Source organism: Streptomyces sp. NPDC043685 (genome assembly GCF_056436585.1).
In genome coordinates this window covers 247,151-273,454 of sequence record NZ_JBWKCH010000004.1, presented here as the reverse complement: position 1 = coordinate 273,454, position 26,304 = coordinate 247,151, and the positions used below count along the sequence as shown (strand labels likewise).

The window sequence follows — 26,304 nt, the reverse complement described above, 5'->3', positions numbered from 1 at the left end:
GGTTGCCAGGCCGGGGTGACGCCGGAGCGTGAGGGCGTGAGGGCGCGGGGGTGCGGGGACGCGAGGCCGGCGGACGCCGGTACGCAAGGGCACCGGGACACGAGGGCGCGAGGCCGTGGAGACGCGAGACCCTGGAGACACGAGGCCTCAAGAACGCCGGCGCCCCCTGCCCGATGATTCGGGCAGGGGGCGCCGAGGACGGTTTGTGGGAGGTTCGCCTACTTCACCGGCTCCGGCTCCGGGGCGTTCGCCGAGTCCGCCGTGCCCGCCGGCGGCTCGCCGTCGTCACCATCGTCGCTGTCGGGCTCGGCTTCCGCCTGGACCGGTGTCTTGACCGAGTCCAGCAGGAGCTGGGCGACGTCCACGACCTGGATGGACTCCTTCGCCTTGCCGTCGTTCTTCTTGCCGTTGACGGAGTCCGTCAGCATGACCAGGCAGAAGGGGCAGGCCGTGGAGACGATGTCCGGGTTGACCGAGAGGGCCTCGTCGACGCGCTCGTTGTTGATGCGCTTGCCGATCCGCTCCTCCATCCACATCCGCGCACCACCGGCGCCGCAGCAGAAGCCGCGCTCCTTGTGGCGGTGCATCTCCTCGTTGCGGACTCCGGGGACCGCGGCGATGATCTCGCGCGGCGGCGTGTAGATCTTGTTGTGGCGGCCCAGGTAGCACGGGTCGTGGTAGGTGATGATGCCCTCGACCGGCGTGACCGGGATCAGCTTGCCCTCGTCCACCAGGTGCTGGAGCAGCTGCGTGTGGTGGATGACCTCGTAGTCGCCGCCGAGCTGCGGGTACTCGTTGCCGAGGGTGTTGAGGCAGTGCGGGCAGGTCGCGACGATCTTCTTCGACGACTTCGGCTTCGCCGACTCGGGCGTCACCTTGCCCTCGTCGTCCATCTCCTCGCCGAACGCCATGTTCAGCGCCATGACGTTCTCCATGCCGAGCTCCTGGAACAGAGGCTCGTTGCCCAGGCGCCGGGCGGAGTCACCGGTGCACTTCTCGTCGCCGCCCATGATCGCGAACTTGACGCCCGCGATGTGGAGCAGCTCGGCGAAGGCCTTCGTGGTCTTCTTCGCGCGGTCCTCGAGCGCGCCCGCGCAGCCGACCCAGTACAGGTACTCGACCTCGGACAGGTCCTCGATGTCCTTGCCGACGACCGGGACCTCGAAGTCGACCTCCTTGAGCCATTCCAGGCGCTGCTTCTTCGCCAGGCCCCAGGGGTTGCCCTTCTTCTCCAGGTTCTTGAGCATCGTGCCCGCCTCGGACGGGAACGCGGACTCGATCATCACCTGGTAGCGGCGCATGTCGACGATGTGGTCGACGTGCTCGATGTCCACCGGGCACTGCTCGACGCAGGCACCGCAGGTCGTGCAGGACCACAGCACGTCCGGGTCGATGACGCCGTTGTCCTCCAGCGTGCCGACCAGGGGGCGCTCGGCCTCGGCCAGGGCGGCCGCGGGGACGTCCTTCAGCTGCTCCTCGGAGGCCTTCTCCTCGCCCTCCATCGTCTTGCCGCCGCCGGCCAGCAGGTACGGCGCCTTGGCGTGCGCGTGGTCGCGCAGGGACATGATCAGCAGCTTGGGGGAGAGGGGCTTGCCCGTGTTCCAGGCGGGGCACTGCGACTGGCAGCGGCCGCACTCGGTACAGGTGGAGAAGTCCAGCAGGCCCTTCCAGGAGAACTGCTCGACCTGGGAGACGCCGAAGACGTCGTCGTCGCCCGGGTCGGCGAAGTCGATCGGCTTGCCGCCCGAGGTCATCGGCTGGAGCGCGCCGAGGGCGGTGCCGCCGCTCGACTCGCGCTTGAACCAGATGTTCGGGAACGCCAGGAAGCGGTGCCAGGCCACACCCATGTTGGTGTTGAGCGACACCACGATCATCCAGATGAACGAGGTGCCGATCTTGATCATGGCGACCAGGTAGACCAGGTTCTGGAGCGCCGTGACCGACAGGCCCTTGAAGGCGAGGACCAGCGGGTACGAGGCGAAGTAGGAGGCCTCGTAGTGGTCGACGTGGTGGAGCGCGCCCTCCAGGCCCCGCAGGACGTAGATCGCCAGGCCGATGGTGAGGATGACGTACTCGACGAAGTAGGCCTGGCCGGCCTTGGAGCCCGCGAAGCGGGACTTGCGGCCCGGGCGGCTCGGCAGGTTCAGCAGGCGGATCGCGATGAGCACCGCGATGCCCAGCACCGTCATCACGCCGATGAACTCGATGTACAGCTCGAACGGCAGGAACTCACCGACGACCGGCAGCACCCAGTCGGCCTGGAACAGCTGCCCGAAGGCCTGGGCCAGGGTCGGCGGGAGGGTCAGGAAGCCCACGGCGACGAACCAGTGGGCGACACCGACGATGCCCCACCGGTTCATGCGCGTGTGGCCGAGGAACTCCTTCACCAGGGTCACGCTGCGCTGGTAGGGGTTGTCGGTCCGGGTACCGGCCGGGACCGGCTGGCCCAGCTTGAAGTACCGGACGAACTGGCCGATCGCGCGTGCGAGCAGCGCGACGCCGACCACGGTCAGAACCAGCGACACGATGATCGCGGCGAGTTGCATGGGGGCTCCTCGGGCCTGCGAGGGGTTTCGTCGGGGTGACCTGTCGTTCTTCAGGCTTCCCCGAAATTACTAAGCGGTAACTTATGCAGTCCGTCTGAGACTACCCTCATCCTCCGCCGCACTGTAGCCGGGTGGGCAGTGATCTGAATCGCTGAGGGTCGCCTCAGAAACGGACCGATCCCGGTCGCGATCCCGTCGTGTTATTCATACCGAATTGTCATAATCGCGCCTACCTTATATCCGTGCTCTACGGGATCACCGCCGCCGCCACCGCCCTCCTCCTCACCGCCCTGCTCGCCGCCGCCCTGCGGGCACCCGCCCTGCGGCTGCGGCTGGTCGAGCGGCGCCGGCAGCGGGACGTGCCGCTGTCCGGGGGCGTGGCCGTCGTGCTCGTCACGGGGCTGGTCGTGGCGGCGGGGGAGTGGTGGGAGCTCGCGCCCCCGTCCGACGGGACGCGGGGGATCCTCCTCGCCGCCGGTGCCGTCGCCCTGCTCGGGCTCGTCGACGACGTGTGGCGGCTGCGGCGCCGGGTGCTGGCCGCCGGTACCGGCGTGGCGGCGGCGTGCGTCGTGCCGTACGGGGACACCGGAGTGGGCACCGGACTGCTGGCCGTCGCGTGGGTGGTGGCGGTGGTGTTCGGGCTGCGGGGGCTCGACCACGCCGACGGGCTGGCGGGCACGGCCGGGGTCGTCGCCGCCTTCGGGGTGGCGGCCTGCGCGGCCGTCGAGGTGATGGACTCGATCGCCGGGCTGGTGAGCGTGCTGGCCGCCGCCCTGACCGGGTTCCTGCTGCACAACTGGCACCCCGCGCGCGTGGCGTTGGGCAGTTGTGGGTCCATGGCCGCGGGGTTCGTGATCGCCGTGGGCGCGGTGTACGCCCGGGCCGGGCTCGGGGTCGCGGAGAGCGCCGGGGTGCTGTTCGCGCTGACCGCCGTGGCCGCCGCCGACGCCGTCCTCGTACTGACCACGCGGCGGCGGGCCGGGCGGGGGGTGCTGCGCAGCGGTCCCGACCATCTCGCGCACCGGTTGCGCAGGCTCGGGCTCACGGCGCCGGGGGCGAGTCTGCTGCTAGGGGCCGGGGCGTTGTCCGGGATGCTCGTCGGGGTACTCGCGCATGCCGGCCGGATCGGGGCCGGTGCCCTGTGGTGGGTGGCGGGTGGGGCGCTGGTCGTGGTGTTCGCTCTTTCGTGTGTCCCTGTGTACGGACCTCGACGCAGGGTATCGCCGCAGGTCAGAGCGCCATTGCGTGTAAGGAACGGATAAGAGTTGAGTCTGCCCGACTCAGCTCTGTTGACCGGTCGGGGGCCGTCGTGCACACTTGAGTCCGTTCCACTCAAGTCAGCTGGAGGAATCACAATGGCACGTGCGGTCGGCATCGACCTGGGCACGACTAACTCCGTCGTCAGCGTTCTGGAGGGCGGCGAGCCCACCGTCATCACCAACGCCGAGGGCGCCAGGACCACGCCGTCCGTCGTCGCCTTCGCCAAGAACGGTGAGGTGCTCGTCGGAGAGGTGGCCAAGCGTCAGGCGGTCACCAACGTGGACCGGACCATTCGGTCGGTCAAGCGGCACATGGGCACCGACTGGAAGATCGAGCTCGACGGGAAGCCCTTCAACCCGCAGCAGATCAGCGCCTTCGTGCTCCAGAAGCTGAAGCGGGACGCCGAGGCCTACCTGGGCGAGAAGGTGACCGACGCGGTCATCACCGTCCCGGCGTACTTCAACGACTCCGAGCGTCAGGCCACCAAGGAGGCCGGTGAGATCGCGGGTCTGAACGTCCTGCGCATCGTCAACGAGCCGACCGCGGCCGCGCTCGCGTACGGCCTCGACAAGGACGACCAGACCATCCTGGTCTTCGACCTCGGTGGCGGTACGTTCGACGTCTCGCTGCTGGAGATCGGCGACGGTGTCGTCGAGGTGAAGGCCACCAACGGTGACAACCACCTCGGTGGTGACGACTGGGACCAGCGCGTCGTCGACTACCTCGTCCAGCAGTTCCAGTCCGGCCACGGCGTGGACCTGGGCAAGGACAAGATGGCCCTGCAGCGTCTGCGCGAGGCCGCCGAGAAGGCGAAGATCGAGCTGTCCTCGTCCACCGAGACCTCGATCAACCTGCCCTACATCACCGCCTCCGCCGAGGGCCCCCTGCACCTCGACGAGAAGCTCACCCGCGCCCAGTTCCAGCAGCTGACCGCGGACCTGCTGGAGCGCTGCAAGACGCCGTTCCACAACGTCATCAAGGACGCCGGCATCTCCATCAGCGAGATCGACCACGTCGTCCTGGTCGGCGGCTCGACCCGTATGCCGGCCGTCGCCGAGCTCGTCAAGGAGCTGACCGGCGGCAAGGACGCCAACAAGGGCGTCAACCCGGACGAGGTCGTCGCCATCGGCGCCGCCCTGCAGGCCGGTGTCCTCAAGGGCGAGGTCAAGGACGTCCTGCTCCTCGACGTCACCCCGCTGTCCCTCGGCATCGAGACCAAGGGCGGCATCATGACCAAGCTCATCGAGCGCAACACCACGATCCCGACCAAGCGGTCCGAGATCTTCACCACGGCCGAGGACAACCAGCCGTCCGTGCAGATCCAGGTCTACCAGGGCGAGCGCGAGATCGCGGCGTACAACAAGAAGCTCGGGATGTTCGAGCTGACCGGTCTGCCGCCGGCGCCCCGCGGCGTCCCGCAGATCGAGGTGTCCTTCGACATCGACGCCAACGGCATCATGCACGTGACCGCCAAGGACCTGGGCACGGGCAAGGAGCAGAAGATGACCGTCACCGGCGGCTCCTCGCTGCCGAAGGACGAGGTCGACCGCATGCGCCAGGAGGCCGAGCAGTACGCGGAGGAGGACCACAAGCGCCGCGAGGCCGCCGAGTCCCGCAACCAGGGCGAGCAGCTCGTCTACCAGACCGAGAAGTTCCTCAAGGACAACGAGGACAAGGTCCCGGGCGACATCAAGACCGAGGTCGAGGAAGCCGTCGCCGAGCTGAAGGAGAAGCTCAAGGGCGAGGACTCCACCGAGATCCGCACGGCCACGGAGAAGGTCGCGGCCGTCTCCCAGAAGCTCGGCCAGGCCATGTACGCGGACGCGGGCGCGGCCCAGGCCGCCGGTGGCCCCGCCGGTGACGCCGGTGCGGCCGGTGGCGCCAAGCCCGCCGACGACGACGTCGTCGACGCCGAGATCGTCGACGAGGACCGGAAGGACGGTGCCGCGTGACGGAGGAGACCCCGGGCTTCGACGAGCAGCAGTCGCAGCAGCCCGACGTCCCTTCCGGCGCCACCTCCGACGACGCCGAGCCGAAGGCCGCCACCCCCTCCGCGGAGGAGGAGGCGGCCCCGGCCGGGGACACGGGCCAGGACGTGGCCCTGGTGGCCCAGCTGGACCAGGCCCGCTCGGCGCTCAGCGAGCGCACGGCGGACCTCCAGCGCCTCCAGGCCGAGTTCCAGAACTACCGCCGCCGGGTCGAGCGTGACCGGATCGCGGTCAAGGAGATCGCCATCGCGAACCTCCTGACCGAGCTCCTGCCCGTGCTCGACGACATCGGCCGCGCACGCGAACACGGCGAACTGGTCGGCGGCTTCAAGTCCGTCGCCGAGTCGCTGGAGAGCACCGCGGCGAAGATGGGCCTGCAGCAGTTCGGCAAGGAGGGCGAGCCCTTCGACCCGACGATCCACGAAGCCCTGATGCACAGCTACGCACCGGACGTCACCGAGACGACGTGCGTCGCGATCCTGCAGCCCGGGTACCGGATCGGCGAGCGCACCATCCGCCCCGCGCGGGTGGCGGTGGCCGAACCCCAGCCGGGGGCGCAGACGGTCAAGGCGGACGAGTCCGCCGACGCCGACGACAAGGAGAGCGGTGGCCCGGACGAGGGCTGACGTCATAGACGAAGGGAAGGAGGGACGTCGAGGATGAGCACCAAGGACTTCATCGAGAAGGACTACTACAAGGTCCTCGGCGTCCCCAAGGACGCCACCGAGGCCGAGATCAAGAAGGCGTACCGGAAGCTCGCCCGCGAGAACCACCCGGACGCCAACAAGGGAAACGTCAAGGCGGAGGAGCGCTTCAAGGAGATCTCCGAGGCCAACGACGTCCTCGGCGATCCCAAGAAGCGCAAGGAGTACGACGACGCGCGCGCCCTCTTCGGCAACGGCGGCTTCCGCCCGGGGCCGGGCGGCGCGGGAGGCTCCTTCAACTTCGACCTGGGCGACCTCTTCGGAGGCGGCGCCCAGGGCGGCCAGGGAGCCGGCGGCTTCGGCGGCGGGCTCGGTGACGTCTTCGGGGGCTTGTTCAACCGCGGCGGCGCGGGCCCGGGTGCGCGGACGCAGCCCAGGCGCGGCCAGGACATCGAGTCCGAGGTCACGCTCAGCTTCACCGAGGCGATCGAGGGCGCGACCGTCCCGCTGCGCATGTCCTCGCAGTCGCCCTGCAAGGCCTGTTCGGGCACCGGCGACAAGAACGGCACACCGCGCGTGTGCCCGACCTGCGTCGGCACCGGGCAGGTCGCCCGGGGCAGTGGTGGCGGCTTCTCCCTCACCGACCCCTGCCCGGACTGCAAGGGCCGCGGCCTGATCGCGGAGAACGCCTGCGAGGTCTGCAAGGGCAGCGGCCGGGCCAAGTCCTCGCGGACCATGCAGGTGCGCATTCCCGCGGGCGTCAGCGACGGCCAGCGGATCCGGCTGCGCGGCAAGGGAGCACCGGGCGAGCGCGGCGGCCCGGCGGGCGACCTGTACGTCGTCGTGCACGTCGACTCCCACCCGGTGTTCGGCCGCAAGGAGGACAACCTCACGGTCACCGTCCCGGTGACCTTCTCCGAGGCGGCCCTCGGCGGCGAGGTGCGGGTGCCCACCCTGGGCGGCCCGCCCGTGACGCTGAAGCTGCCTCCGGGCACGCCCAACGGGCGCACCATGCGCGCCCGTGGCAAGGGCGCGGTCCGCAAGGACGGCACCCGCGGCGACCTCCTGGTCACCGTCGAGGTGAGTGTTCCGAAGGACCTGTCGGGGAAGGCTCGTGACGCACTCGAGGCGTATCGCGAGGCGACCGCGGGTGAGGATCCGCGGGCGGAGCTGTTCCAGGCCGCGAAGGGAGCATGAGTCAGATGGACGGTCGTCGGCGCAATCCGTATGAACTGACCGAGGAGACCCCGGTCTACGTCATCTCGGTGGCGGCCCAGCTGTCCGGCCTGCACCCCCAGACCCTGCGCCAGTACGACCGGCTGGGCCTGGTGTCTCCGGACCGCACCGCGGGCCGGGGCCGCCGCTACTCGGCCCGTGACATCGAACTGCTGCGCACCGTCCAGCAGTTGTCGCAGGACGAGGGCATCAACCTGGCCGGAATCAAGCGCATCATCGAACTGGAGAACCAGGTCGCCGCGCTCCAGGCCCGGATCGCCGAGATGCAGGACGCGCTCGACGGCGCGGCGGCGGCGATGCGCCAGCGCGAGGCGGCGGTGCACGCGTCGTACCGCCGCGATCTGGTGCCGTACCAGGAGGTGCAGCAGACCAGCGCGCTGGTGGTGTGGCGGCCGAAGAGGCAGCAGCAGTCCGACTGACGCGTGTACGCGGGTGAAGGGGCCGGGAGTTGACTCTCGGCCCCTTTCGCCTGCTTTGGAGGTCTTGCCCCGGTTTCGCTGGCCCTCCGGGCGATGACCGAGTGGTGCACGGCACTTGAAGATGATTCCGCAGAGTCTTCACAACGCTTGCGGAGCGTGGTGTTGTCATCTCGTTAAGTGGTTCCGCTTGACGCTGGGGGGCGCCTCCGCGTTGGCTTTTCAGTCACATGGGCACCAATGTTGTGCCCACGTCCGAATCACACGCGAAGTGAGCCCCCGCATGCGTCGTCGTATCTCCATATCCGTGGCCGCGGCCGCGATGTCCGTCACGCTCGCCGGCTGCGGCGTGCTCAACGCGACGGGGAGCAGTGACGACGCGAGCCCGGCCAAGGGCAACGACATCACCGTCGGTCTGCTGCTGCCGGAGAAGGCGAACACGCGGTACGAGAACTTCGACTACCCGATCATCAAGACGAAGGTCGAGTCGCTCACCAACGACAAGGGCCGCGTCGCCTACGCCAACGCCGAGGCGAACGCGGACAAGCAGGCGAGCCAGTTGCAGCAGATGATCGACGACCGGGTCGACGTGATCCTGCTGGACGCCGTCGACTCGCACGCCATCGCCAGTGGCGTGGAGAAGGCGAAGGAGGCCGGCATCCCGGTCATCGCCTACGACCGGCTGGCCGAGGGCCCGATCGACGCGTACATCTCCTTCGACAACGAGCTCGTCGGCGAGGTCCAGGGCCGCACCCTGCTGGAGGCCATCGGCGAGAAGGCGAGCCTGTCCGACAAGATCGTCATGATGAACGGCTCGCCGACGGACCCGAACGCCAAGCAGTTCAAGGCCGGGGCGATGTCCGAGCTGAACGGCAAGGTGACCATCGCCGCGTCCTTCGACACCGCGGACTGGAAGCCGGAGAACGCCGAAGCCAACATGGCGAAGGCGATCGCGAAGATCGGCAAGGGGAACATCGCGGCGGTCTACTCCGCCAACGATGGCATGGCGGGCGGCATCGTCAAGGCCCTGGAGACCGCGGGCGTGAGCGACCTGCCCCCCATCACCGGGCAGGACGCGGAGCTGCCGGCCGTGCAGCGGATCATCAGCGGCGAGCAGTACATGAGCGTGTACAAGTCCTACCCGCAGGAGGCGGAGAACGCCGCGGAGATGGCCGTCGCCAAGGTCCAGGGCCGCGACATCCAGTTCGCCTCCCTCACCCGCGACAAGGTCGACAGCCCCACGGACAAGGACATCCCGGCCCAGCTCGTGCCGGTGGTCGCGCTCACCAGGGAGAACATCAAGGACACGGTGGTCGCGGACGACATCTACAAGCTGTCGGACATCTGCACGGCCGAGTACAAGGCGGCGTGCCGGGCGATCGGGCTGAAGTAACCCGGGCGGGACACTGACGCGGGACTGCCAATCTCCCTGCCAACGCCCCTGCGGGCGCACGGGCGGTGGAAGGGTCGGATCGTCCGATGACGACCCGACCCTTGGGAGGTTCGAGATGAAGGCAATGCGCCGTGTCCTGGCGTCCGCGGTACTCGCCCTGTCGATCGGTGGCCTGGTGGCGCCCGCCGTGTCCGCGGCACCGGCTCAGGTGTCCGGGCAGGTGGCCGTCTCGGCCGCGGACGACCTGGCCGCCGCCCGGAACTGCCGTGCCGGGGACAACCACGACGAGGTCGCCGCCAAGTTCATCTCCCGCTGCAAGAAGGGCTCCATCCGGCGGGAGTTCCCCACGGACCGCCTGTCGCGCACGCTCGGCCAGATCTTCGCGGGCAAGCAGAGCGGCGACCGGGATGATGTCAAGGCGTGGAAGCTGCTGAACGACCGCCGCTTCGACAAGTAGCGGAGGACGTTCGGCGCGTTGACCGACGTGCGGACAGGAGCGAGCGTGACCGACCGAACCGGTGCCGAGCAGCCGGCCCCGCAGCCCTACGTCGCCCTGGTGGTGATGGAGGCGACCACCTCCGGACCGGCCCCGGCCGGGGAACCGGGGCAGCCCCTGTACCAGGAGAACTTCGTCCTGGTGCACGCGACCGACGAGCGGTCCGCCAGAGAGCGGGTCGAGCGGCGGGCGCGCGCGGCGGAGACCAGCTACCTGAACGACCGGCAGGAGACGGTCGCCTGGCGACTGAAGGCGATCGTCGACGTGAAGGAGGCCGAGGACACCGACCTCGGCGGTGACGCCGACCTGTACACGCGTCACTTCCGCGACTGGGCGGCGTACGAGCGGGTGGAGCCACTGCTCGCCCGCGAGGACGACACCCCCTAGCCGCGAGCGGCCGCTCGGCCCGGGCCGGGCACGGGGACGGACACCGTCTCCCGTGCCCGGCCCGGCCGCGTTCGGCGTCCCGTCGTGAACCGGAGCCCGGCGCGCGGCTACGTACCGGGCATGCGACACGACACGACAGCCGCCGCCCCGACGCCGGCGGAACGCGACAAGCCCTCGCTGGCGACCGTGACCGGCACGGAACTGACCCGGCTCAAGCGGGGATTCCTCGTCTGGTACCACCTGCTGGCACCGGTGATCATCACCGTCCCGCTCTTCCTCGGCGCCCTCGGCTCCTCGGAGGCCAAGTCGGGGCAGACCTTCGAGGTGTTCCGCAACGTCACGCTGGAGTTCTGGGGCGTCCTCGTCCCGATGACGGCGGGCCTCGCCGCGGCGCTCTCGGTCCGCGCGGACCAGGACGCGTGGCGGCTGCTGCTCTCCTACGGTGTGCCGCGCGGCCGGTACTTCGTGGGGAAGGTGGCCGCTCTGGGCGTGCTCGGCTTCGTCTCGTCCACCGTCCTGCTCGTGATGCTCACCCTCGGCGCCGCGCTCAGCGGGCAGTTCCCGGACGCCCTCGCGACCGTCGCCGCCGCCGTCTACCTGCCCTGGCTGGTGGGCCTGTCCATGACGGCCATGGCGACGCTGGTGGCCGTCGTGTGGGGCATGGGCCCGAGCATCGGGGTGGGCGTCGCCGGGCTGCTGTGCGGGGCGCTGGTCTCCGACAAGACGTTCTGGTTCGCCGTGCCCTTCGCCTGGCCGATGCGGGTGGTGCTGCCGCTGGCCGGGATCGGGCCGAACGGCGTGCCGCTGCCCGACGACAGCCCCGTCACCGACCCCGGTGCCATCCCGCTCGCCGTCACCCTCGCCGCGGTCCTGTCCGCCGTGCTGCTCGCCGTGGGGCGACTTCACATGATCCGTAAGGAGATCTGAGATGAGCCACGCGCTGTTGATCCGTGACCTGCACAAGCACTACGGCGCCCACCGGGCCCTGGACGGGGTGGACCTGACGGTCGAGCCGGGCGAGGTCTACGGTCTGCTCGGCCCGAACGGTGCCGGGAAGACCACCCTGATGAAGGTGCTGCTGGGGCTCCAGAGGCCGACCCGCGGCACGCTGGAGATCCTCGGCAGGCCCGTGGGGCGCGAGAGTCTCGCCGAGGTCGGGGCGCTCATCGAAGTGCCGGGCCTGTGGCCCCAGCTCACGGCCGACGAGACCCTGGGCATCCACGCCCGGCTGCGCGGGGTGCCCACCGAGTGGATCGACCCGGCCCTGGAACTGGTCGGCATGACCGGCGCGCGGCAGCGCAGGGTGAAGGAGTACTCGCTCGGCATGCGCTGGCGGCTCGGTATCGCGGTGGCCCTGCTGGCCCGGCCGCGGCTGATCGTCCTGGACGAGCCGACGAACGGTCTGGACCCGGTGGGCATCCGGGAGATGCGCGGCATCATCCGGTCGCTGGCCGGCCAAGGGGTGGCGGTGCTCATCGCCAGCCACCAGCTGGCGGAAGTGGCCCAGGTGTGCGACCGGGTGCAGGTTCTGGTGGCCGGCCGGACCCGGTACGAGGGGCCGGTGGACGGACTCGCCGTCGACGGGAACGTGGAAGCGGGCTTCTTCCGCTTGGTGGAGACGGCCGACGCGGGAATCCGCTAGCCCGGCGACGCCCCGCACCACCGCGCCGGGGCGCCCACCGAGAACGGCAGGGGCCGGGAGCCCGGTGGGGCCGGGTTGTGGTGTGGGGAGGGGCCGGGGGAGGGGTCCCCCGGGGCCGGGAGGTGGCCGGGTCGGGTGCCTGGTGGGGCTGGGTTGTGGTGTCGGAGGGGGTAGGGGAGGAGTCCCACGGCGCCGGGAAGTGGCCGGGCTCGGGTGCCTGGTGGGGCTGGGTTGTGGTGTGGGGCGGGGCCGGGGGAGGGGTCCCACGGGGCCGGGAGGAGGCCGGGCTCGGGAGCCTGGTGGGCCCGGTTGTGGTGCCGGAGGGAGTAGGGGGGAGTCCCACGGGGCCGGGGAGCGGGCGGGAGTCCGGTGGGGCCGGGCGGGAGGTCGGGGGTGCCGCGTGGGGCCGGGGCCGGTGCGGCACCCCTCGAGGTGCCGGTGTCAGCCGGCTCGGCGGATGCGCTCGCGCGGGCCGTCCTCGCCGATCAGGCCGAGCTCGGCCGCACGGGCGTGCAGCTCGCTGCGGCCGGAGACGCCGAAGGTGTCGTACAGCCGGCGGATGCGCCGGTACATCGACCGCTCCGAACAGTAGTTGCGCCGGGCGATCTCCGACACCGTCGCCGGGGAACACAGCATCCGCAGCAACTCGGCGTCGTAGCCGGCCCCGCCGCCCGGCTGCGCGCGGGGTGGGATCCGCGGCGATGCCGGGAGGGCCGGGCCCGGTGCCGCCGCGGCGGTCCGGTGCGCGGGACCGTCCGGCAGATACCACAGCCGGACCGGGGTGGAGGGCGCGCCGGGCGCGCGGTGGGCGCGCAACTGCGCGAGCAACAGGTCGGTCTGCCGTTCCTCGGTGATGGCGAGGTTGAAGACGGAACTCGCCCCCGCGCGTATGGCGTCGTGGGTCAGGTGTCCCGAGACGTCGTCGGTGACCGCGATCAGCAGGGCCATGGCGTGCCGGGTGCGCAGCGCGCGCAGCCGGTCCGCCTGGAGCTCGCTGGACACCGGCAGGAGGACGGGCAGCTGGGGCTCGCCGGGAGCGGCCAGCCGGGCGTCGTCGACGAAGTCGACGCGGTCGAGCCCGGCCAGCAGAAGGCTGAGCGGAGTGTCCGGCGTCGACAGGAGGGCCTGAAGGCCGGTGTGCGCGAGGACGTGAAGACGGTTTTTGACAATGAGCTGCGGCACAGCGTTGTTCCCCCGTGGTTCGTCAATCTGCGGTGGGCAGAAGGCAGAGCGCCGCATGGTCCGGGCGGCGCTGCGAGGGCCGGTGGTCAGCCGGCGGCCCCACAGAGTCTCAGTGTCTTGGTCAGCAGGGATCCGAGACTGATCGGGTCGCCGTCGTCGCCCTTGGCGCGCAGCGGGCCGATGTCGCGGTAACCGGCGTCACGGGCGCGGTCGTTCAGCGCGTACGTGGTGCCGTCGGGGCTGGTGAAGAGCGCCTGGTTGTCCTTTCCGCACCGGGCGGTGCCGTGGTCGACGGTGAGCGGCCAGGTGTAGCCGAGGTTGCGCTCGCTGATGCGCTGGGTGGTGGAGGTCGGGCTGGGCAGGGGCTCCGGGCGGGTGGTGCTCGGATGGGAGGTGCCGCTGCCGCCGCAGGCGGTGAGCAGCAACGGCAGTGCAGCGCACAGGGCGAGGACCGGCCCGGTCCTGTACCGCGGGGCCGGGCGGGTGGTGTGGGGGGATGCGGTGTCGTGAGTCATGTACTGGCTACCTCGCTGGAACTCGCGGATGAACTCTCGGATGAGGCAGAGGCGTTGACGGAGCGGCCGGTGGCCTTGAGGAGCGCCGCGTAGCCGTCCTCGAGGGTGGGGGGGACGGGCCGGGCGCCGGCCGGGGCGGCGGTGGCGACGACTCGGTACTCGGGTCCCGCCGCGGTGGTGACGGCGCTGACCACCTCCGCGCCCGGCGGTGGTGCCGGCGCGCCGGCCGGCAGTACGTACGTGCAGCCGGCCGCGTGGCTGACGAGCGCGGCGGTGGTGTCGTGGAAGACCAGTCGCCCCGCCGTGAGCACGGCGACCTCCGGGCAGGTCTGGGCCACGTCGTCGAGGATGTGGGTGGACAACAGCACGGTGCGGCCGCCGCCCAGCCCGGCCAGCAGGGCGCGGAACCTCATCCGCTCGTGGGGGTCGAGGCCGGCGGTCGGTTCGTCCACGATGAGCAGGGACGGATCGCCGAGCAGCGCCTGGGCGATGCCGACCCGCCGCCGCATGCCGCCCGAGAAGCCGCCCAGCCGCTCCCGCCCGACCTCCTCGAGGCCGACCTCGGCCAGCCGTGTCTCCACCTGCCTGCGGCGGTCCCGCTTGTCGTGCAGGCCTTTCAGCACGGCGATGTAGTCGAGGAACTCCCGGGCCGACAGGTCCGGATACAGGGAGAGCTCCTGTGGCAGATACCCCAGGGCCCGCTTCATCGCGTTCAGACCCGCCGTGGTGGCCAGATCATGGCCCCCGACGACCACGCGGCCCGAGGTGGGCCGCAACACCCCGGTCAGGATGCGCAGCAGCGTGGTCTTCCCGGCACCGTTGGCACCCAGCAGACCGACCGTGCCGCCCTCGATGTGCAGGTCGACCTGGTCCAGAGCGCGCCGGCCACCCGAGTGGACCTTGGTCAGGCGTTCCGTCGTGATGTTCATCGGGGTCAGGCTCCGTGTCGTCGAAGACGTGCGGTGAGGAGACAGAGGGCGTGGCACCCCGCGGCGGTCAGCAGCACCAGGGCGAGGTTCAGCAGGGCGGACGTCGTGGTGACGTCCGGGCGCAGGGGACCGGCCGCGCCGCGCGCCGCCCAGATGTCCGGGGCGCCGGCCCAGGCCACCAGGGGGTAGCCGCCGAGCGGTGACAGCACCGTGCCGGTGGGGGTGGGCACGGGGGAGAACCGGGGCGGGAAGTTGGTCGCCCACAGCCACAGCACCACCGTGACGGCCCGTGCGGCCGCCGTCGGCATCAGCACACCGAGCAGCCCGGCCGCGGCCGCCGCCAGCACCGCGGCGGGCAGAACGGCCGTACCCAGGGCCGCCACGGCCGCGGCCAGGGGGCGGACGCTGCCGGCGGTGAGCGACAGGAACGCCCCGTAGGCCAGGAGCAGCGCGGCGACCGGGGCCAGTGCGGTGAGCAGCGGACCGAGCAGGGAGCCCATGAGGCGGGGCAGCCGGCCGGCGGGGGTCGCGGCCAGCAGCTCCGGCAGGCCCCGGGCCTCCAGGTCGCGGCGCAGCCGGTCGGTCAGCGCCAGGGCCAGACCGAGTGTGCAGAAGGAGTTGACGAGCACGGCGGTGACACCGACCCGGGCCACGGGATCCGAGGCGCCGGTGACGACCGGGGAGGTGAACGCGAGCAGCAGGGTGAGCGCGACCAGCGGCAGCACGGCGGCCCAGACGGCACGGCGCCGGGTCGCCATCAGCACTTCGTAGCGGATGCTCCACAGCAGCGCGGCCGTACGGGCTCCAGGGGCCGGTACCGCCGTGCGGGTCCGGCTCTGTGGTGTTCCGTGTGCGGACACTCAACCCTCCTGGTGGTCCCTCGTCAGAACGCCCGACCGTTCCGCGTCGCCGAGAGTCTGCAGGGCGAGGGCGGTCAGGGCGATGCCCGTCATGGAGGCGGGCAGCCCCTGGGGAGCGCCGTGCGGCGCGATCCGGTCGACCAGCAGCAGTTTGGCCAGGCACACCGCGGCGATCAGACCCGCGCCGGCGCCCGCCGACCCGGCCCGCACGGTGGCCCACACCGCGCAGCCCGTCAGCAGCACCGTCAGTCCGGCGAGTTCGGTGAGCAGGACGGCGGTGCCCATGGGCCGGTCGGCGGCGGTGAGCGCGACGGCCAGGCCGACGGTGGCGGCGGCCGTCACCCCGGCCGGCCAGCACAGGCGGCGGGCCACGGTCCGCGGATAGCCGGTGGGCAGCGTCAGGTGCAGTTCCGCCATCGGTTCCCGGGCGACCACGGTCGCACAGGCCAGGGCCATGGTGGCGGGCACCGCCGTGGTGATCAGCGCCCGGGTGAGCAGCGCCCCGCCGCCCGGCCCGGTGGCCGTCGCCGCCCACGCCGTGAGCGCCGCGAGGAGCGGCAGGACCAGGGCGCCACGCCCGCAGCGACGGGCCTCGTGGAGCCATGCGTGCCAGGCGCCGGCAGTCATCACGTACTCCTCTCTGCGGCTCGGAGGCCGCCGCCTCTTCGCCGGGCCGGGGGAGTACCCGGCGAGAAGACGGCGGCCACCCTGTACGTAGCGCCAGGACGGCCAGGGGTTCACGGGAGTCGCGGTTCGCTTTTCCCGTGGTGGTCACCTCAGGGAGCGTGTCCGGACGGATAGCGGCGCATGGCCGTGGCGGCCCAGGCGAGCAGGAGAACCGACGCGGCGACGGTCCACGGCGTGGTGGACAGCACATGTCCCAGGACGGCCTCCAACGGCGACGACACCAGCCCCTGAGGCCCTGTCACGACGCCTGCCAGCCACAGGGTGCCGCCTGCCGCCGCTCCGGCCGCCGGCGCGACGCGCACCGCGAGGGACAGGGCGAGTGACGCGGCCAGCAGCGCCTCGCCCAGCCAGTCGGTCACCACCGGCCACCACCCCGGCCCCCCGACCAGCGCCGAGCACAGCACGGCCAGGAGCAGGTCGGCGCCGAGCACGACGGCCATCCGGGCGAGGAACACGGTGCCGGGAGGCAGGGGAAGGGTGAACTGCAGTTCGTGCCGCGGATCCCGGCGCGGTGATGCCACGGCGAGGGCCGCCGGCAGGACCAGCAGCACGCACACCGCGCCGAACAGCCGCAGCCCGAGGCGTTCCTCGCTGAGCACGGGCGCCAGCACCGCGGCCGCGATCAGCCCGATCGCGGTCAGCGGAGCCAGCGACCGAGGCAGCATCGCGGCCTCGGTCCGGGCGAGTTGCCAGGCCAGCCGCCAGGGGGAGGGGAAGCGCGGCATCCGGTGCGCGGCGGCCGGGCCGTGCGGGGAGGGAACCGGCACCGGCGGTGCGCCCGCCCCGGCTCCGGGCGCCCGGGCGTCTTCCGGCGTCTGCCCGGCCGCTCCGGCGTCCCGGGGGCCGGCCGTCGCGGCGGCCAGCGCGGGCCCCAGCAACCGGTCGAAGGACGGTACGGCCAGGGTGCGGACGTCCTCCGCCTCGACCGCCGCCCGCCCGACGGCGCGCCAGTCCGCGAGCCGGGTCCGGCAGCCGGCGCACTCGGCCAGGTGCCGCGTCCGGGCGGCCTGCTGTTCACCGGGCGTGTCCCGCACCAGCCGGACCAGTTCCTCGTCCGCGAGGTGTTCACTCATCGTCGTCCTGTTCCTTCCAGCCGCGAGGCGGCGAGCATGCTGCCCAGCCGCCTGCGCGCGTGGGACATCCGGCTTTTGACGGTGCCCACCGGGATGCCGAGGACGGCGGCCACCTCCGGGTAGGCGAGTTCTTCCACGAGGACCAGCCCCAGCACTTCACGCAGGTGTTCGGGCAGGGCGCGTACGGCCTCCCGCAGCTCGGTGCGCTCGGCGGCCACCATGACCTGTTCCTCCACCCCGGGATCCGGGTGCGGCACGTGCTCCGCCTCGGCGAGATCGGTGAGGGGCGGGCGCGACCGGCGCAGCTGGTTGTGCGCCTGCCGACGCGCCACTCCGAGCAGCCAGCCGCGGACCGAGGACTCCCCGCGGAAGCCGGCCGCGGACCGCCACACCGCGAGCCAGGACTCCTGCAGGATCTCCTCCGCCACGGCCGGTTCGGAGGTGAGTCTGCGGATCAGGCGCAGCATGGCGGCCGCGTGCCGCTCGTACAGGGTCCGCAGGGCGGTCTGGTCACCACGGGCGGCGGCGGTCAGCAGGGCTTCGTCCGAACACACACGCAGTACGTAGCGCGTGGTGCTGCCATGGTTCACGTCGGCACCGAAAGTTTCGGCCACTTCCGCGGGACCGCTTCAGCGGCCATCGCGGCGGTGATTCCGGTGGCGCCCCGGCGTAACCGCCGCTGCCAGGGGACTGCCATTGCTGCCAGCCCGGCCACGAGCCGTTGAGCGTCCGCCTCGGGGCATGGTTCCGTGCTCCACGGATCGATCCGACGAACACATTTCCGGTTCTTCGACGAAGGAGCCTGACATGGGCACGCACGGAATCGCACAGCACGACGAGGCCGACCTGTTCGACCTCGACCTGGAGATCGGCGTGGAGAAGTCGGTCGCCGGCCCGGCCATCACGTCCATCTCCTACTGCACGCCGGGTTGCACCAGCGACGGCGGCGGTTCGGGCTGCAGCCACTGCTGCTGACGCCCTGTCCCCGGAGGCCGGCCGGGACCCCGGCCGGCCTCCGGGCCTCGCTCCCGTCCGAAAACGGGCCCTCGCGCACACCGGCCCGCCCACCGATGCCGGCCCGTCCACACAAGGGGGAAGATCTTGGGGGACACGCTGTTCCGCGCGGCGGACCTCTTCCTGCTCCGCGCACCCGCGGCCCAGGCCGCCGCACCGGGCCCGACCCTCCCCGGGGACGGCACCCCGCCCGAGGACACCGGTGCCTGCGTGGCGCTGCTGGCCGGTGCCGCCGCCGATCCCGTCCTGGACGAGGCCCTTCTCCTCGCCTCACCCGCGCTCAGCGCGCTCGTGCGCCGCGTGGCCCGGCAGGGAGACGCGGGACTCACCGCGAGCCGGCTGCGCCGGGCCGCCCTGGCCGTGTTGCGCTACGACATCCGGATGCGGACCCGGCCCACCCCCTTCGGCCTCTTCGCGGGTGTGACGACAGGGGAGTTCGACTCCACGGCCAAGGCGGCGCGCGGCACCGGGCACCGCACCCGCACCCACGTCGACATGCAGTGGCTGACCAAGGTGACGCACCGTCTCGAACAGGACCCGACCGTGCGGGCCGCCCTGGACGTGCAGGCCCACCAGGCGCTGACCGTCCGTGGCGACCGGCTGGTCCTGACCGCCCCCTCGGCCCCGGCGACGGCGCCGGGCGCGGACGGCGAAGGCCACGCCACCGTGTCCGTACGCAACACCCCGGTGGTGGCGCGGGCCGTGCGGGAGTCCCGCGGGCCGGTGCCGTACCCGCTGCTCGTCGAACGGCTCACCTCGGCCTTCCCGGGCGCGCCCGAGCACCGGGTGCGGTCCCTGCTGGACGAGCTGATCCGGCAGGAGATCCTGATCAGTTCACTGCGGCCGCCGCTGAACGGCGGCGACCCCCTGCGGCACGTGCTGAGCGTCCTGGACGCGGTACCGGACGCGTCCCCGGCCGCCGAACAGGTCCGCACCGCGCTGCACCGTCTCGACCGCGACCGCGCCGCCTACGACGCGCGGCCACCGGGCGCGGGCCGGGAGTCGCTGCGCCGGATGCTCGACGCCGCACGGGAGGTCGAGCGGGACGACACGCCCCTGCACATCGACACCAAGCTCGACGCCGTCCTGCACCTGCCGTACGCGGTGCGCGAGGAGATCGAGCGGGCGGCGGACGTGATGTACCGGCTGTCGCGGCCGAAACGCGGGCTGTTCGCGCTGCGCGACTACCACCGGCGTTTCCTCGACGTGTACGGCGCCGACCGCCTGGTGCCCGTCCTGGACCTCCTCGACCCGGCCACCGGACTGGGGGCGCCGGCCGGTTACGGCTGGCCCAACAGCGAGGCCGCCCCGCAGCCGCCGGACGACGTGCGCACCGTCCGACGCGACCGGGCCATGGCGCGACTCGCGGCCACGGCGCTGCGCGACCGGCGGCGCGAGATCGTCATCACCGACGCGGAGCTGGCCGAACTGGCGCACGACGAGCCCGAGCCGCAGTCGGTCCAGAACTCCTGCGAGATCACCGTGCAGGTGGTCGCCGCCTCCACGGAAGCGCTGACCGACGGCGAGTTCCTCGTGTTCCTTTCGCCCTCGCCCGGGTCCCACCGCGCCGGTTCCACCTTCGCCCGCTTCGCCGACCAGGAACCCGGCTGGGGCGGCCCGTTCGCCGAACTGCACCGGCGCTCACCGGTGCACGTCGAGGGTGCCGTCGCCGCCGACCTGGCGTTCCGGACCAGGTCGGGCCGGGCGTCCAACCTCGCGCACACCGTCCCCGCGACCGGCCGGCGGATCTCCGTCGGCGTGCCCGACGCACCCGGTGTGGAGGAACTGCGCCTCGCCGACATCGGGATCGGCGCGACCCTGGACCGGCTGACCGCCGTCCACCTGCCCACGGGCCGGGAGATCGTGCCCGTGCTCGGCAACATGGTCAGCGCCCCGGCCCAGGCGCCCAACGCGGCCCGGCTGCTGTGGGAGATCGGCCTGGAGGGGCAGCGCCTGTGGGAGCCGTGGAACTGGGGGCCGCTCGCCCAGGCGCCGTGCGTGCCCAGGATCCGCTACGGCCGCTTCGTCCTGGCCGGGGCCGTCTGGCGGCTCGACGAACTGCGCGGACCCGCCGAGGACGTGCGCACCACCGGACGCGAAGGATGGGACGGGGCGGTCCGCGCGTGGCGTGAGCGGTGGGACGTGCCGCGCCAGGTCCTCGCCGTCACCGCCGACCAGCGGCTGCTGCTCGACCTCGACCACGTCTGGCACCGGGAACTGCTGCGCGACCAACTGCTGCGCAACCCCGACCTCATCGCCCAGGAGGTGCCGGGCGAACACGAAGGCCTGCTGGACAGCCCGCTCGCCGGGCACACCGCGGAACTCGTCGTGCCGCTCGTCCGCCGCTCCGCCGCCCCGGCGTACCGCCCGTACGCCGGCCACCTGTCGGCGCGGCGCACCGTCCACGGGCTCGGCGGCGACTGGCTCCACCTCAAGCTCCACGGCTCCGCGCGCACCCAGGACGACCTGGTGCGCACCCATCTGCCCGACCTGGTCGGGCGGGCCCGCGAGCTCGGTGCCGACCGGTGGTTCTTCATCCGCTACACCGACGACGCCGGCCACCACCTGAGAGTGCGGTTGCACGCCGACCGCCGCACGTTGTGGGGCCCGGTCGCCGCGTCCGTCGGCGAGCTCCTGGACGACTGGCAGCGGCGGGGTCTGCTGCGCTCCCACGTGGTGGCGCAGTACGACCCGGAGACCGAGCGGTACGGCGGCGCCGACGCCATCGAGGCCGCGGAGGACGTCTTCCGGTACGACAGCGAGGCCGCCGTGGAACTGCTGCGCATCGCCCACGAGACCGGCCGGGGCCGCCGGTCCGACGCCGCCCCCGGCCCGCTGTCCGGCTGCCGGGTGGACGATCTCGCCGTGATCTCCTGCGCGGCCCTCGCCCACGCCTTCGGGCCCCCCGAACCCGGGCACCCGCTGCTCGTCGAGGACTGCGGGGACGACGCCGCGGCCGCCTGGCTGTCCATGACCGGGTCGCGACGCGATCTGCCCGCCGCGTTCCGCGAACGAGCCGCCCACTGGCGCCGTGTGGTCGATCCGTACGGAGGCTGGCCGGAGTTGTCCTCCGACCCGCTGGGCGCCCGCGTGCTCGGCGCCCTGCGCGACCGGGACGACGCCGTGCGCAGGCTCGGCCGGCTCGTCAGGGACACCCGCGAGACCCCGGACGGGCGGGTCGTGGGCAGCCTGATGCACATGGTGTGCAACCGGCTGCTGGGCGGATCCACCGCCCGGGAGACGACCGTGCTCGGCATCGCCCGGGGCGCCGTACAGGACCACCTCAACCGCCGGAGGCATGTGTCATGAGCCCCACCGCAGGTACGCCGGACCTCGCGCCGGCCCCCTGGGCGGAGCAGGCCCGCCACGCCGTCACCCTGGTCGCCGAGCGGCTCGCCGACCCCGAGTCGGTGGCCGCCGTGGCCTCCCGGGACGACAACCGGGACCCCGTGTACGACGCCGTCATGTGGGGCCCCCTCACCCTGGCCAACGGCCTGCCCGGCACCGCCCTGCTGTACGGCGAGCTGTCACGCGAGGACCCCTCGTGGCGCACGGTGGCCCACCGGCACCTGGCCGCCGCCGGCCGGGCGATGGCCAAAGCGCCCAGCCGGGGCCTCTTCTCCGGGCCGGCCGCCCTGCTCGCCGCCGCCCAGACCTGCGCCGGTGCCGACGGGCACTACGCCTCGCTGCGCCGGCGCCTGGCCGCCTGGGTCGCGGACGACCAGCTCGAACGGCTCGCGGCCTTCCGGGCCCGCGCCGCGCGCGGTGAGCAGGGCGTCGACTGGGCCGCCTACGACCTGATCAACGGGCTGTCGGGAACGACACGGCTGCTGCTCGACGCGGTGGACGACCCGGCGGAGGGTTCCCCGGAGGTGGCCCGGGCACTGGACGCCTCGCTGCGTCACCTGGTCGCGATCACCGAGCCGGTGGAGGCGGCGGTCCCGGGGGACACCCGCACCGTGCCCGGCTGGTGGGTGCCGGCCGCCCTGCAAATCAGCGACCGGGACCGGCGCGACTACCCCCGGGGCGACTTCAACCTCGGCCTGGCACACGGCATCGCGGGCCCGCTCACGGTCCTGGCGGCCGCCGCCGAACGCGGCCGGCACGTGCCGGGCCTGACGCAGGCACTGCACCGCATCGCCGACTGGCTGCTGGGATGGACGCTGCACGACGACACCGGCCCCTACTGGCCGGCCCGGGCGGGCTGGGACGACGAGACGGCCGCCGAGCGGCCCCGGGCCCTGTTCACCCGGACCGCCTGGTGCTACGGCACGCCGGGCGTCGCCGCGGCCCTGCACCGTGCGGGCCGGGTCCTGGACGAGCCGGGCTGGTGCGCCGCCGCCGTGGACGCCCTGCACGCGGCGCTGCGCCGGGACGAGGCGCGCTGGGCGGTCGACGGCCCGACCGTCTGCCACGGTTACGCCGGCCTCCTCGCGGTCCTCTCCCGCGTCACCCGCGACGCACACGACCCCGTCCTGGAAGCGGGCCGGACCCGGCTGACCGGCATGATCCTGGACTGCCTCGACGAGGACGCCCCGTTCGGCTTCCGCCACCTGATGCGTTTCCCGGCCGCCGCGCACTCGCCCGTCCCGCATCGCGCCCTGGATGTCGCCGGGATGCTGGAGGGTGCTGCGGGCGTCGCCCTGGCCCTGTTGCCGGACCGCCCCGGACCGCTGCCCTGGGACCGATGTCTGGGGCTGGCATGAGCGGCGCACGGCCCGGCACGGCGGGCCCGCGGGACAGCCTGACGGCCGCCGCGCGGGAGGAACGGACAGACATCCGGGAGGAGCGGCACGTGGGTGTACGGGTGGACGACTCGCTGAGCCACACGGCCGGTGCGGCCACCCCCCGGCCGGGACCGGCGGGAGTGGCGGCCTACGAGGTGCGGGGGCTGGTGGTCCGCTACGGGAAGGTCACCGCGGTCCACGGCGTCGACATCGCCTCCCCGCCCGGCCGGATCACGGCACTGCTCGGGCCGAACGGCGCCGGCAAGTCGAGCCTGATGCGGGTGCTGTCGACCGCCTCCCGCCCGGACGGGGGCAGTGTGCGGATCTTCGGCCACGACGTACGCCGGTCACCGACGGCCGCCCGGCGGGCGCTGGGGCTGGTCTTCCAGGAACGCACCCTGGACAAGGAACTGTCCGTGGAACGCAACCTGTGGTTCCACGCCCGGCTGTTCGGGATGCGCCGCTCCGACGCCCGGGCACGCATCACCCTGATGCTCGACCTGTTCGGGCTCACAGACCGTCGACGACAGCCCGTCGAGGAGCTGTCCGGCGGTCTCGCCCGGCGGGTGGAGATCGCCCGCGCCCTGCTGCACCGGCCCGGGCTGCTGCTGCTCGACGAGCCGACCAACGGCCTCGACCCGAGCGCCCGCAGCGACGTGTGGAGCGACCTGACCCGGCTGCGCGACGAGCTCGGCGTGACGGTGCTGTACTCCACGCACTACATGGACGAGGCCGAGTACGCCGACGAGATCGTGATCCTGCGCGAGGGCCGGGTGGTCCGGCAGGGCAGCGCGGCCCGGCTCAAGAGCAGCCTGGACTCCTCGCGGATCGTGGTGACGAGCGACGACGACGCCCGCGCCGCGGCCCAGCTGCGCGCCGCCGGATTCGACCCGCTCACCGAGCCGGACGGCCTCGCCGTGCACTGCTCCGATCCCGAGACGCGGATCGCCGACGTGGCGCGCGCCCTGGAGGTGCCCGGCCTGACGCTCGCCGTGCGGCACCCCTCCATGAACGACGTCTATCTGGCCGCGGCCGAGGACAGGCAGGTGAGCACCCCATGACCACCGACATCGCCGCCGGACCCGTCAGGCCCGCCCCCGCCACCGCGGACGGCGCCGGGGAAACGCTCGCGGACCGTCTGTCCACCGGCCTGCGCGCCATCTCGGTCATCGCCCACCGGGACCTGCTGCGCCAGGTCAAGCGGCCGGGCATGCTGGTCAGCCAGGCCGTGCAGATCGTGTTCTTCGTCCTCGTCTACGCCGTCGGCTTCGACGGCATGATCGGCTCGGTCGGCTCCGGGACCCCGTTCAGCGCCTATGTGTTCCCCGGCATCATCGCCATCCAGGTCGTCTCGGTCGGTGTGGCCTCCGGGCAGACGTACGCCTGGGACCGGGAGTACGGAGTGCTGCGCGAACTGCTCGTCGCCCCGGTGCCCCGGATCTGCCTGCCGCTGGGCAAGGTCGCGGCGGGCGCCGGAATGGTCACCGTGCAGAGCGTGGTGATGCTCACCTTCGCCCCGCTCGCCGGAGTGCCGCTCACGCCGTTCCGGTTCGCCGCGGCGGCCGGCTGCTTCGCGCTCACCGCCGCGCTGTTCAGCGTCATCGGCCTGTGTCTGGCCACCCTCATCCAGCGGGTGCAGACCCTGCAGTCGACCGTCCAGCTCGCCATGTTCCCGATGCTGTTCCTGTCCGGCTCAGTGTTCAGCCCGCAGGACGCCCCGGGCTGGCTGGCCGCCGCCATGCACCTGAACCCGATGACGTACGCGGTGGACCTGGCCCGGCAGTGTCTGCTCGGGGGCGCGGGCCTCCACCCCTGGCAGGCGGACCTCGCCGCGCTGTGCGCCGTCCTGGCCCTGGCCCTGACGCTGCTGCGGCTGCGGAGCGGCCGGTGAGCGCGTCGGACACCCGCTCCCGCGCTCCGGGTGCGGCCGTCCCCGGCGACCCGGCCGCAGCCCTGCTGTCGGGCGTGATCCGGTGGCTGGAGGAGCATCTCGCCTGGTTCGACCCCGACCAGTGGGAGCGGATGCTGCCGCGGCGGCCGTTCCGGCCCGGACCGCTTCTCGAACTGCTCGGTCTCCTGCGCCTGCTGGACCGGGCCGCCCCGACGCGCGTGCGTGTTCCCGCGGCCCTGCGTGAGGGCGCGCTCGCGCTGGCCGAGCGCGTCGTCGACGACCCCGGCTTCGCGACGGGGCTGCGCCGCGCCGACGCGTACTTCCCCTACCACCTCAACCTGGTCGCGCTGCTCGGGATTCTGGGCCGCCCCCGGCCCGCGCTGCGCGAGGAGTGCCTGGCCCTGCTCGCCGTCGGCGCCGGCGGGCACACCCGGCCCCACAAGCCCGTCCTCAACCGGCTCGAGCTGCGCTTCTTCCTCGACCGCGCGGGGATCGCGGCCCCGCCCGGGCTGCCCGACGCCGGCACGCTCTACGGGCAGAGCCTGCCCGCCCTCGGGCCGGATCCGCTCTTCCTCGACGACAGCGAGACCTACGCCTTCACCCACGCGCTGTTCTACGCAACGGACTTCGGCGCGCGTCCCCTGCCGGCCGCCGAGCCGGACCCCGGCCTTCTGCTGGAGACCGTGCTCCTGCTGCTCGACGTCGTCCTGACGCGCGGTCACCTCGACCTCGTCGCGGAACTGCTGCTGTGCGCGGACCTGCTGTGCCCGGCGGGACCGCGGGACGGGGACGGGCCGGACGGGGATCCCGTGACGCGAGGCTGGGACACGCTGGCCCGTGCCCAGCGACCCGACGGAGCGGTGCCCGGACCGGTGCACCGGCCGGAGCGACTGCACGGCCTGACGGGCGAGAAGGCGGACGCCTACCTCTTCGGCACCTGCTACCACACCACGCTGGCCGCAGGGCTGGCCGCGGCGGTCCGCCTGAACTCCCGCTCCGGGCAGGGCCGCGTGGCCCGCCGGCCGGAGCCCGCCCGCGCGACGCCGCCGCACACCGCACCCTTCGCCGCCACGTCCCCGGACGCGGCCCCCGACGCGGACGAGATCCGCCGCTGGTCCGCGACCGTCCGCGCCGCGGCGGCCCGGGCGACCGACCAGGAGCGGACGGCCTGGTCCACCGCCGGACACGCGCTGTTGGTGGTGTGTGCCCAGCGGCACGACCGGCCCGGGCTGGCCGCGGTGCTGAGCGCCCTGCGGGCCCTGGGGCGGGACGGCACGCCCCTGGCACGGTCCGCCGCCGCCCTGCTCGCGGCGGGCTGGTGCGCCTTCGCCACCGACGGCTCCGGTCACGCCCCGCACGACTGACCGGCCGGTCGCGCAACGCTGCACGCACACCACCCGGCGTGCGGCCACCGGCCC

Annotated in this window: 24 protein-coding genes; 16 read left to right on the top strand and 8 right to left on the bottom strand. The window is 72.7% G+C overall.

Annotated elements, in window-relative coordinates; all coding sequences use genetic code 11:
- Window positions 1–218 precede the first annotated feature (218 nt).
- A complete protein-coding gene (locus AC0665_RS14675) occupies window positions 219–2,546 on the bottom strand; it encodes a (Fe-S)-binding protein (RefSeq protein ID WP_478705110.1) in 2,328 nt (775 codons plus the stop codon).
- Between the two features lie 242 nt (window positions 2,547–2,788).
- On the opposite strand from AC0665_RS14675, the gene AC0665_RS14670 reads away from it, so the two are divergent.
- The 10 genes from AC0665_RS14670 to AC0665_RS14625 all read left to right on the top strand — a co-directional run bounded on the left by AC0665_RS14670 (window position 2,789) and on the right by AC0665_RS14625 (window position 12,008).
- Window positions 2,789–3,808, top strand: coding sequence for an MraY family glycosyltransferase (locus AC0665_RS14670; protein ID WP_478705109.1), 1,020 nt, complete (start codon window positions 2,789–2,791; stop codon window positions 3,806–3,808).
- Window positions 3,809–3,901: 93 nt separating this feature from the next.
- Window positions 3,902–5,758, top strand: a complete 1,857-nt coding sequence (gene dnaK, locus AC0665_RS14665; protein WP_468408387.1) for a molecular chaperone DnaK — start codon at window positions 3,902–3,904, stop codon at window positions 5,756–5,758.
- The gene (gene grpE, locus AC0665_RS14660) at window positions 5,755–6,420 is read left to right on the top strand and encodes a nucleotide exchange factor GrpE (RefSeq protein ID WP_468408389.1); all 666 of its coding nucleotides are present in this window, start codon (window positions 5,755–5,757) and stop codon (window positions 6,418–6,420) included. The genes dnaK and grpE overlap by 4 nt, the downstream gene beginning before the upstream one ends.
- Before the next feature lie 33 nt (window positions 6,421–6,453).
- Window positions 6,454–7,635: a molecular chaperone DnaJ gene (dnaJ, locus tag AC0665_RS14655; protein WP_363117450.1), complete on the top strand. Its 1,182-nt coding sequence runs from the start codon at window positions 6,454–6,456 to the stop codon at window positions 7,633–7,635.
- Window positions 7,636–7,640: 5 nt separating this feature from the next.
- Window positions 7,641–8,093: a heat shock protein transcriptional repressor HspR gene (locus AC0665_RS14650; RefSeq protein WP_363117689.1), complete on the top strand. Its 453-nt coding sequence runs from the start codon at window positions 7,641–7,643 to the stop codon at window positions 8,091–8,093.
- 280 nt (window positions 8,094–8,373) lie between these two features.
- Window positions 8,374–9,483 (top strand): sugar ABC transporter substrate-binding protein, encoded by a 1,110-nt coding sequence (locus AC0665_RS14645; protein WP_478603302.1) that lies wholly within the window; start codon window positions 8,374–8,376, stop codon window positions 9,481–9,483.
- Window positions 9,484–9,598: 115 nt separating this feature from the next.
- A complete protein-coding gene (locus AC0665_RS14640; protein ID WP_468408393.1) occupies window positions 9,599–9,940 on the top strand; it encodes a hypothetical protein in 342 nt (113 codons plus the stop codon).
- Window positions 9,941–9,985: 45 nt separating this feature from the next.
- The gene (locus AC0665_RS14635; protein WP_468408394.1) at window positions 9,986–10,366 is read left to right on the top strand and encodes a DUF4288 domain-containing protein; all 381 of its coding nucleotides are present in this window, start codon (window positions 9,986–9,988) and stop codon (window positions 10,364–10,366) included.
- Window positions 10,367–10,486: 120 nt separating this feature from the next.
- On the top strand, window positions 10,487–11,293 hold the full coding sequence (locus AC0665_RS14630; RefSeq protein ID WP_478705108.1) for a lantibiotic immunity ABC transporter MutE/EpiE family permease subunit: 807 nt from the start codon (window positions 10,487–10,489) through the stop codon (window positions 11,291–11,293).
- A gap of 1 nt (window position 11,294) precedes the next feature.
- Window positions 11,295–12,008: an ABC transporter ATP-binding protein gene (locus AC0665_RS14625; protein WP_390983150.1), complete on the top strand. Its 714-nt coding sequence runs from the start codon at window positions 11,295–11,297 to the stop codon at window positions 12,006–12,008.
- A gap of 441 nt (window positions 12,009–12,449) precedes the next feature.
- Here AC0665_RS14625 and AC0665_RS14620 read toward each other — a convergent pair whose 3' ends face one another.
- The 7 genes from AC0665_RS14620 to AC0665_RS14590 form a co-directional block, all read right to left on the bottom strand.
- Window positions 12,450–13,190 carry a helix-turn-helix transcriptional regulator gene (locus AC0665_RS14620; protein WP_468634859.1) on the bottom strand — a complete coding sequence of 247 codons (741 nt, stop codon included), beginning with the start codon at window positions 13,188–13,190 and terminating at the stop codon, window positions 12,450–12,452.
- A gap of 86 nt (window positions 13,191–13,276) precedes the next feature.
- A complete protein-coding gene (locus AC0665_RS14615; RefSeq protein WP_468634861.1) occupies window positions 13,277–13,705 on the bottom strand; it encodes a DUF2511 domain-containing protein in 429 nt (142 codons plus the stop codon).
- Window positions 13,702–14,634, bottom strand: coding sequence for an ATP-binding cassette domain-containing protein (locus tag AC0665_RS14610; RefSeq protein WP_468408402.1), 933 nt, complete (start codon window positions 14,632–14,634; stop codon window positions 13,702–13,704). Before AC0665_RS14610 ends, AC0665_RS14615 begins: the two co-directional genes overlap by 4 nt.
- A gap of 5 nt (window positions 14,635–14,639) precedes the next feature.
- The gene (locus tag AC0665_RS14605) at window positions 14,640–15,494 is read right to left on the bottom strand and encodes a hypothetical protein (protein ID WP_478508318.1); all 855 of its coding nucleotides are present in this window, start codon (window positions 15,492–15,494) and stop codon (window positions 14,640–14,642) included.
- Entirely contained in the window at window positions 15,495–16,121 is a 627-nt protein-coding gene (locus tag AC0665_RS14600) for a hypothetical protein (protein ID WP_478603309.1), read from the bottom strand.
- Window positions 16,122–16,270: 149 nt separating this feature from the next.
- Complete coding sequence (locus tag AC0665_RS14595) at window positions 16,271–17,254, bottom strand: anti-sigma factor (protein ID WP_478603312.1); 984 nt, start codon at window positions 17,252–17,254, stop codon at window positions 16,271–16,273.
- Complete coding sequence (locus tag AC0665_RS14590) at window positions 17,251–17,844, bottom strand: RNA polymerase sigma factor (RefSeq protein WP_478705107.1); 594 nt, start codon at window positions 17,842–17,844, stop codon at window positions 17,251–17,253. Before AC0665_RS14590 ends, AC0665_RS14595 begins: the two co-directional genes overlap by 4 nt.
- Before the next feature lie 217 nt (window positions 17,845–18,061).
- On the opposite strand from AC0665_RS14590, the gene AC0665_RS14585 reads away from it, so the two are divergent.
- The 6 genes from AC0665_RS14585 to AC0665_RS14560 all read left to right on the top strand — a co-directional run bounded on the left by AC0665_RS14585 (window position 18,062) and on the right by AC0665_RS14560 (window position 26,250).
- Window positions 18,062–18,229, top strand: coding sequence for a gallidermin/nisin family lantibiotic (locus tag AC0665_RS14585; protein WP_086603600.1), 168 nt, complete (start codon window positions 18,062–18,064; stop codon window positions 18,227–18,229).
- 126 nt (window positions 18,230–18,355) lie between these two features.
- Entirely contained in the window at window positions 18,356–21,577 is a 3,222-nt protein-coding gene (locus AC0665_RS14580) for a lantibiotic dehydratase (RefSeq protein WP_478603316.1), read from the top strand.
- Complete coding sequence (locus AC0665_RS14575; RefSeq protein ID WP_478508315.1) at window positions 21,574–22,974, top strand: lanthionine synthetase C family protein; 1,401 nt, start codon at window positions 21,574–21,576, stop codon at window positions 22,972–22,974. Before AC0665_RS14580 ends, AC0665_RS14575 begins: the two co-directional genes overlap by 4 nt.
- Complete coding sequence (locus tag AC0665_RS14570; RefSeq protein WP_478508314.1) at window positions 22,956–24,056, top strand: ABC transporter ATP-binding protein; 1,101 nt, start codon at window positions 22,956–22,958, stop codon at window positions 24,054–24,056. Before AC0665_RS14575 ends, AC0665_RS14570 begins: the two co-directional genes overlap by 19 nt.
- On the top strand, window positions 24,053–24,886 hold the full coding sequence (locus tag AC0665_RS14565; RefSeq protein WP_478508313.1) for an ABC transporter permease: 834 nt from the start codon (window positions 24,053–24,055) through the stop codon (window positions 24,884–24,886). Before AC0665_RS14570 ends, AC0665_RS14565 begins: the two co-directional genes overlap by 4 nt.
- Window positions 24,883–26,250 carry a DUF6895 family protein gene (locus AC0665_RS14560; RefSeq protein WP_478705106.1) on the top strand — a complete coding sequence of 456 codons (1,368 nt, stop codon included), beginning with the start codon at window positions 24,883–24,885 and terminating at the stop codon, window positions 26,248–26,250. Before AC0665_RS14565 ends, AC0665_RS14560 begins: the two co-directional genes overlap by 4 nt.
- The last annotated feature ends 54 nt before the right edge of the window (window positions 26,251–26,304 follow it).